The organism is Salinispora cortesiana (assembly GCF_000484695.1).
Taxonomy (GTDB): Bacteria; Actinomycetota; Actinomycetes; order Mycobacteriales; family Micromonosporaceae; genus Micromonospora; species Micromonospora cortesiana.
Map to the genome: position 1 here is coordinate 21,599 of NZ_AXVR01000055.1, position 7,287 is coordinate 28,885.

Genomic DNA, 7,287 nt, shown 5'->3' on the forward strand with positions numbered 1-7,287 from the left:
GGTGGTGGACTACGGTTTGCCGGTGACCGCACCGCCCCTCGACCAGCCCACGCCCGCCGACGCCGGCAACACGCCCACCGAGGCCAGCAACGCCGCCGTTGACGCCGCGGCACCCGGTGGCGAGGTGCCCGTCAACGCCCCGGAGACCAGCGGCGGGGAGGAGACCGACGGCGGGGAGAGCAGCGGCGGGGAGGAGACCAGCGGCTTCACCGTTCGGTTGGCCAACTTCACCGGCCCGTTCGACCTGCTGCTGCAGCTGATCAGCAAGCACAAGCTGGACGTCACCGAGGTGGCGTTGCACCAGGTCACCGACGAGTTCATCGCCTACCTGCGGGCAATGGGTGAGCGCTGGGACCTGGACGAGACCAGCGAGTTCCTGCTCGTCGCCGCCACGCTGCTCGACCTCAAAGCAGCCCGGTTGCTACCCGCCGCCGAGGTTGAGGACGAGGCGGACCTGGCTCTGCTGGAAGCCCGGGATCTGCTCTTCGCGCGGCTGCTGCAGTACAAGGCGTACAAGGAGGCGGCGGCGCACATCGCGGTGCTCGAGGAGACCGGCGGGCGGCGGTACCCACGAGCGGTGACGCTGGAGCCACGGTACGCCCAGGCCCTGCCCGACCTGGTGTTCGGCATCGGGCCGCAACGGCTACGGGACCTGGCTGTCCGGGTGTTCACCCCGAAACCGCCGCCCGAGGTGTCCATCGCGCACGTGCACCAGGTCCGGGTCAGTGTCCGGGAGCACGCCGAGATCATCGCTGAGCGGCTACGCCGGGCCGGCACGGCCACCTTCACCGGGCTCTGTGCGGACTGCGACGCCCTCCTCGAGGTGGTGGCCCGCTTCCTCGCCCTGCTGGAGCTCTACCGGGAGGGGCTGGTCGCCTTCGCCCAGGAAGAGGCCCTGGAAGAGCTGACCGTACGCTGGACCGGCCCCGTCGATGGCGGTGGTGACCTGGATATCGACGAGTACGCGGGGACCCTCTCCACCGTCGGATCCGACAGGGCTGAGCCGTCCGGCTCCGGGCTGGCCGGCTCCGGGCCGGTCGACTCCGGGCCTGGGGCGGAAGCGCCACTCCCGGCGGCCAGGTCGTACCCGGCAGGGTCGGCGCCACCCGGCGGAAGGCCGGCCACAACAGAGGACAAGCGAGATGGGTGACGAGGAACACGGGGACTCCCTGGCCGACCAGGCCGCCGCGTGGATCCCGCCATGGGAACGCCACCGCGAGGCATCGGCCAAACCGGTCGAGGAGGCAGCCGCTGCTGCGTCGGGCCAGGGAGAACCCAACCCCGAACCGCCGCCCGGTGCCGCCGAGAGCAGCCGCGCCGTCGCCGTACCGAGAGAATCGGCTGGTGCTGGTGCTGGTGCTGGTGCCGAAGCGGGTGCTGGCCGGGAGTCGGTACCCGAACGGGGACGGTCCCGCCAACGGGGGGCGCCCCCACCCCCCGCGTTGGTGCTCGACGACGCCGAGCTACAGGGCGCCCTCGAAGCGATCCTCCTGGTCGTGGACGAGCCGGTAGCCGAGACGACCCTCGCCGACGTACTGGCGCAGCCACTCGACCGGGTCCGGGCGATGTTGCACGCCATCTCCACCGGCTACACCACCCGCGGGCACGGCTTCGAGCTGCGTCGAGCGGCCGGCGGGTGGCGCCTGTACACCCGGCCGGAGTACGCCGGGTACGTGGAGCGGTTCGTCCTCGACGGCCAAACCGTACGGCTGACCCAGGCCGCGCTGGAGACCCTGGCCGTAGTCTCCTACAAACAGCCAGTGACCCGATCCCGGATTTCCGCCATCCGCGGTGTGAACTGCGACGGGGTGATCCGTACCCTGGTCTCCCGCGGGCTGGTGGAGGAGTGCGGCACCGAACCGGAAACCGGTGCCCACCTCTACCGGACCACCACCCTGTTCCTGGAGAAGCTCGGCTTGGACAGCATCACTGACCTGCCGCCGCTCGCTCCGTTCCTCCCCGACGATGTGGAAGACCTCGCCGATGCCTCGCGATAACCGCGCCCCGAAACCCGACGCGCCCGTCTACACCGGCCCGGAACGCCTCCAAAAGGTGCTCGCCGCCGCCGGTGTCGGATCTCGACGTGCCTGCGAAGACCTGATCTTCCGCCGGCGGGTGACAGTGAACGGCCGGATCGCCCAGCTCGGTGACCGGGCGGATCCGACCTCCGACACCATCTACGTCAACGGTGAGCGTCTCCAGGCCGACACCCGCCTGGTCTACCTCGCGATGAACAAGCCCCGGGGCGTCGTCTCCACCATGGCGGACGAGAAGGGTCGTACCGCCCTCGCCGACTTCCTCGGCAACCGGGTGGAAGAGCGGGTCTACCACGTCGGACGGCTCGACGCGGACAGCGAGGGCCTGCTGCTGCTCACCAACGACGGCACGCTCGCACATCGGCTCATGCACCCCTCCTACGGGGTGCCCAAGACGTACCTGTGTGAGGTGTCCGGCCCGATTCCGCGGTCGCTGGGCCGGCGCCTCGCCGCCGGCGTCGAGCTGACCGACGGCCCCGCGACCGTGGATGCGTTCCGCGTGGTGGACACGCTGGGCAAAACCGCCCAGGTGGAGGTCACCCTGCACGAAGGACGCAAGCACATCGTGCGGCGTCTGTTCGATGCGGTCGGTCACCCGGTGTCCCGGCTGGTGCGTACCTCGATCGGGCCGATCCGGCTCGGGGACCTTCGCACCGGGCGCACCCGTCGGCTCACCAACGCGGAGGTCGCCGCGCTGTTCAAGGCGGTCGGCGACTGACGCCGGCGGTGGCGGGTACCGCAGCCGGTAAGCTCCGTGCGGCCCGCTGCGCGGGAGCGGTCGCTCCCGGAGGTGCGGCACGAGGAGACCGCACCGTGCCAGGCATCATTGTCGGCGGGCGGATACCGCTCGCGGGTTGGACCCGCGAGGTACGGACTGAGGAGGACTGCGGTGGAGGAAAACGTACGGACCGGGCGCTGCGTGGTCGCTGTGGACGGGCCGTCCGGTTCGGGTAAGTCCACCGTTTCTCGGCGACTCGCGATCGCCCTGGGCGCCCGCTACCTCGACACCGGCGCGATGTACCGGGCGGTCACCTGGGCGGTACTACGCTCCGGAGTTGACCTGGCCGACCCGTCGGCCGTGGCAAAGGTCGCCGGGGAAACCGAGCTCGGCATCGGCACCGATCCCGAGGGATACGGCGTGACCGCTGACGGCGTACCCATCGAGGTGGAGATCCGCGGACCCGAGGTGACCGGGGCGGTCTCGGCCGTGGCCGCCGTACCGGCGGTCCGCTCGATGCTCGTCATCCGGCAGCGGGACCTCGCGGCCGCCGCTGGTCGGATCGTGGTCGAGGGGCGCGACATCGGTGCGGTAGTAGCCCCCGACGCCGACCTCAAGGTCTACCTGACCGCGTCCGCTGCGGCCCGGGCCGCCCGACGCAGCGCCGAGGACTCCACCGACGCGGGTCAGACCGCCGCCGACCTGGCCCGCCGGGACCGGTTGGACTCGACTCGCAAGGCCGACCCGATGACGCAAGCCCCGGACGCCGTGGTGCTGGACACCACCGAACTCGGCATTGACGAGGTCGTCACGCGGCTGCAGGAGATGCTGGCCGAGCGGGGTGTGGGTCGATGAACGAGCCAACCGGTTGGGTGGGGTGGGACGCCCCAGAACTCGATGCCGAGGAGGCCACGGCCCCGCAGCCGGTGGTGGCCGTGGTTGGCCGGCCCAACGTGGGAAAGTCGACGTTGGTAAACCGACTGATCGGGCGTCGGCAGGCAGTCGTCGAAGACGTACCCGGGGTGACCCGGGACCGGGTTCCCTACGACGCGCAGTGGAACGGCCGACAGTTCGCTGTCGTCGACACCGGCGGCTGGGAACCGGATGCGAAGGACCGTGCCGCCGCCATCGCCGCCCAGGCGGAGTCGGCCATCACCACCGCCGACGTGGTGCTGTTTGTGGTCGACGCGGTGGTGGGCGCCACCGACGTGGACGAGGCAGCAGTGAAAATGCTGCGACGCAGCGCCAAGCCCGTGATCCTGGTGGCGAACAAGGCCGACAACAGCTCCGTCGAAATGGAGGCATCCGCGCTCTGGTCGCTCGGTTTGGGGGAGCCGTATCCGATTTCGGCCCTGCACGGCCGGGGCGCCGGCGAACTGCTCGACCTCATCCTGGACCGGCTACCGGAAGCACCCAAGATCGTCGAGGACCGGCCGCGTGGCCCCCGTCGAGTCGCCCTCGTCGGCCGGCCCAACGTCGGCAAGTCCAGCCTCCTCAACCGCTTCTCCGGGGAGATCCGGGCAGTCGTTGACGCGGTCGCCGGCACCACCGTCGACCCGGTGGACAGCCTGGTCGAGATCGGCGGCGAGGCCTGGCAGCTGGTCGACACCGCCGGCCTGCGCAAAAAGGTCGGCCAGGCCAGCGGCACCGAGTACTACGCGAGCCTGCGTACCGCCTCCGCGATCGAGGCCGCCGAGGTCGCGGTGGTCCTGCTCGATGCCAGCGAGGTCATCAGTGAACAGGACCAGCGCATCCTGTCGATGGTCACCGATACCGGCCGGGCCCTGGTGATCGCCTTTAACAAGTGGGACCTGGTGGACGCCGACCGTCGGTACTACCTGGACCGGGAGATCGAGCGGGAACTGCGTCGCATTCCCTGGGCCATCCGGCTGAACCTCTCCGCCCGGACCGGACGCGCGGTGGACAAGCTCGCCCCGGCGCTCCGCCGGGCACTGGCCAGCTGGGAGACGCGGGTACCGACGGCGCAGCTCAACGCGTGGCTTACCGCGCTGGTGCAGGCGACCCCGCACCCGGTGCGTGGGGGACGGGCACCGAAGATTCTCTTCGCCACCCAGGCCGGAGCGGCGCCGCCACGGTTCGTGCTGTTCACCACCGGCCCGCTGGACGCGGGCTACCAGCGATTCGTGGAGCGCAAACTCCGAGAGGAGTTCGGTTTCGAGGGCAGCCCGATCGAAATTTCGGTCCGGCCCCGTAAGAAGCTCGGTCCCGGCGGTCGCGGCAAGGCCCACGGCTAACCTCAGCCCCTCCACCCTCCCGGCCTGGCCCGGGAGGGTGGGCTGACACCGAGGGGTGGATACGGGCAACGGAAAGATCGTGCGGTAGGCTGTACCGGCTGTCGCGGGGAAGCCGGCGAGAGCATCGGGACGTGGCGCAGCTTGGTAGCGCACTTGACTGGGGGTCAAGGGGTCGTCGGTTCGAATCCGGCCGTCCCGACAGAAATGAAGCCCTGACCAGCGAAGATGCTGGTCAGGGCTTCGACTTTCTTCGATGAGTTGTGAACCGCCCCCCCCGGAAACCCCCCGATTACTGGGGGCGGCAACCAGGTTTGTCATCCATGTTCATCGTCGTGCGTCGTGCGTCGTGGGTGCGGGGGCCTCCGCCTGTGGTCAGCGCCGAGCCGCTCGAGGACGTCGGAGACGTCCGGTGCTTGGAGGGGCTTGGCGATGTAGTACGTGTCGGTGACGTCTTCGCTGGAGTGCCCAAGCTGTGCTGTGGCGCTTTTGGTGTCTGCTTCTTCCTTGATGAGGGTGGCCACGGTCTTGCGGAAGGTGTGGGGGGTGACCCAGGCGAGGTCGGTGTCTGCGCGGGCTTGGCGCCATTGCCGGCGAACGTTGTTGGGTGATAGCCAGGTGCCGCGTCGAGAGGCGAAGATCGCGTTGTGAGGGTTGTCAGCGGCGATGACCTTGCGGGCTAGGAGCATGCCGACGGCGAATCGGGGCAGGGTGATCATTCGGTAGCCGGCGTCGCTTTTGGTCCAGGGTTGTCGGAAGAAGCCTTTGCCTTTGACGAAGACCAGTGTGCCGCAGATCGTCAGTGTGGGACGTTCGGCGGCCAGGTTTAGGTCTTCCCAGCGTAGGGCGAGTATCTCCCCGATGCGGGCCCCGGTTGCGAGCATGAGGTCGACGATGTCGGCTAGGTCGCCGGTGTGCCGCGGTCCGGGTTTGCCGGGTACTGGTTGCTGCCATTGGCGAATTGCTGCCCGGACGGTTTGGAGGTTTTGGTCGGTGAGGGCGACGACCTTACGGCGAGGCTTGCGTATCTGGCTGGTGTCGCGGACGGGGTTGGTTGGGATCGCGCCGTGACGTACGGCCAGAGCGAACATCTGGCCTAGGGCAACCTTGACGCCTTTGGCTGCTGAGGGACGGTCTCTTGCGATGTCGCGCAGGAACCGATCGAGACGCCCGACGCTGGCTTCACGGATGCGGAGGTCGCCGAGGGCGGGCAGGATGGCTGTTCGTGTGCTGGTTTGGTATCGCTGGACGGTCTGTGGCGCGATTCGTTCCTCACTGGTGATTTCTTCGATCCAAAGTTCGACAAGTCTGCTGATGCGAGTCTCCCGGGTGATTTCGTCGTCGTTGGGTGCGATGCGGTCACGCAGCTTGGCCTGCAGCGCGCGGGTGGCGGCGGGGCCGGTGGCACCGGTGGCTTCGACGTCGCGGGTTTTGCCGTCGTAGTCGCGGAATCGGGCTCGGGCGCGGTGCCGGTTGGGGCCGAGTTTCTCGGTGCGGATGGCACCCCAGGTGCCGACGGGTAGTGGGGGGCGGGCCATGAGTTAGCGCTCCGGGTCGGTGTGGGCGTCGAGCCAGTGTTCGATTTCGGTGCGTCGGTAGCGCAGGGTGTTGCCGACGCGGATGGCGCGTGGTCCTTTGCCTCGGCTGTGCCAGGCGTAGAGGGTGCTTTTGGGTTTGTCGAGCCAGGCCGCGACGTCGTCGATGGTCAGCAGTGGGTCGGGCTGCCACCCGGCGGTGGTCGAGGCGTTCATCGCCGGCCTGCCGTGTCGGGCCCATCGGTCGGTGGGCGCGGGCGGTCGTGGGCGGTGGGTTGCCGGTCGGTGGTGGTGTCGGGCTGTTCGATGCCCGGTGTGGGGTGTGCGTAGGGCGGGCACGGGTCGGGTGTCCTTTCGGTGTCCCGGCCCGGGTGGGGCCGGGTGTGGGTGGCGCTGCCGTCGCCGGTGTCGGCGGTGGCGGGGTGCGCCGGGTGTGCCCGTCGATCCATCCGGGCTGGGGTGGAGGGATCAAGCCTGTGATCGGGGTGGATGGTGGTGGGGGCGTGCCGGCTGCGTGTGGAGTCGCGCCGGGTGTTGCGTGGCTGGCCGGCCCGCAGGACGATTACGTCTTCGTGCTGGACGAGCCACTGTGGGTCGCCGAGTTCGATGGCGTCGCCGACGTTTTTGATTTGGAAGAAGGAGGTGCGGGGGATGAGCCGGCCGTTGCGGACGGCGGCGATGAGGGCGACGCATTCTTCGACGAGTTCGAGTCCGGCGGTGTGTCCGGCGGCGACGACCATGCCGGG

At 69.4% G+C, this 7,287-nt stretch carries 7 protein-coding genes, 1 tRNA gene and 1 pseudogene; 6 read left to right on the plus strand and 3 right to left on the minus strand.

Annotated features, from left to right (window positions below):
• The first annotated feature begins 1 nt into the window (after position 1).
• From K228_RS0119790 to K228_RS0119815, 6 genes are all read left to right on the plus strand, one after another.
• A complete protein-coding gene (locus K228_RS0119790; protein WP_025620001.1) occupies positions 2-1,150 on the plus strand; it encodes a segregation and condensation protein A in 1,149 nt (382 codons plus the stop codon).
• Positions 1,143-1,997 (plus strand): SMC-Scp complex subunit ScpB, encoded by an 855-nt coding sequence (gene scpB, locus K228_RS0119795; protein WP_025620002.1) that lies wholly within the window; start codon positions 1,143-1,145, stop codon positions 1,995-1,997. The genes K228_RS0119790 and scpB overlap by 8 nt, the downstream gene beginning before the upstream one ends.
• Positions 1,984-2,754 (plus strand): pseudouridine synthase, encoded by a 771-nt coding sequence (locus tag K228_RS0119800; RefSeq protein WP_025620003.1) that lies wholly within the window; start codon positions 1,984-1,986, stop codon positions 2,752-2,754. Before scpB ends, K228_RS0119800 begins: the two co-directional genes overlap by 14 nt.
• Before the next feature lie 171 nt (positions 2,755-2,925).
• Positions 2,926-3,609 carry a (d)CMP kinase gene (gene cmk, locus K228_RS0119805; protein WP_025620004.1) on the plus strand — a complete coding sequence of 228 codons (684 nt, stop codon included), beginning with the start codon at positions 2,926-2,928 and terminating at the stop codon, positions 3,607-3,609.
• The gene (gene der / locus K228_RS0119810; RefSeq protein ID WP_025620005.1) at positions 3,606-5,009 is read left to right on the plus strand and encodes a ribosome biogenesis GTPase Der; all 1,404 of its coding nucleotides are present in this window, start codon (positions 3,606-3,608) and stop codon (positions 5,007-5,009) included. Before cmk ends, der begins: the two co-directional genes overlap by 4 nt.
• Positions 5,010-5,134: 125 nt before the next feature.
• Positions 5,135-5,208: transfer RNA gene (locus K228_RS0119815), tRNA-Pro, on the plus strand.
• Positions 5,209-5,323: 115 nt separating this feature from the next.
• Here the strand turns inward: K228_RS0119815 and K228_RS0119820 are convergent.
• The 3 genes and pseudogenes from K228_RS0119820 to K228_RS0119830 all read right to left on the minus strand — a co-directional run.
• Complete coding sequence (locus K228_RS0119820) at positions 5,324-6,544, minus strand: tyrosine-type recombinase/integrase (RefSeq protein ID WP_025620006.1); 1,221 nt, start codon at positions 6,542-6,544, stop codon at positions 5,324-5,326.
• Positions 6,545-6,547: 3 nt separating this feature from the next.
• Positions 6,548-6,757, minus strand: coding sequence for a helix-turn-helix transcriptional regulator (locus K228_RS0119825; RefSeq protein WP_025620007.1), 210 nt, complete (start codon positions 6,755-6,757; stop codon positions 6,548-6,550).
• Positions 6,754-7,287 (minus strand): annotated as a pseudogene (locus K228_RS0119830) (site-specific DNA-methyltransferase); the annotation flags it as partial. The gene K228_RS0119825 and the pseudogene K228_RS0119830, both read right to left, overlap by 4 nt.

Bases quoted from the DNA above. Each gene is read 5' to 3' on its own strand.
- scpB (WP_025620002.1), top strand. From the start codon at position 1,143: ATGGGTGACGAGGAACACGGGGACTCCCTGGCCGACCAGGCCGCCGCG.
- K228_RS0119800 (WP_025620003.1), top strand. From the start codon at position 1,984: ATGCCTCGCGATAACCGCGCCCCGAAACCCGACGCGCCCGTCTACACC.
- der (WP_025620005.1), top strand. From the start codon at position 3,606: ATGAACGAGCCAACCGGTTGGGTGGGGTGGGACGCCCCAGAACTCGAT.
- K228_RS0119820 (WP_025620006.1), bottom strand. From the start codon at position 6,544: ATGGCCCGCCCCCCACTACCCGTCGGCACCTGGGGTGCCATCCGCACC.
- K228_RS0119825 (WP_025620007.1), bottom strand. From the start codon at position 6,757: ATGAACGCCTCGACCACCGCCGGGTGGCAGCCCGACCCACTGCTGACC.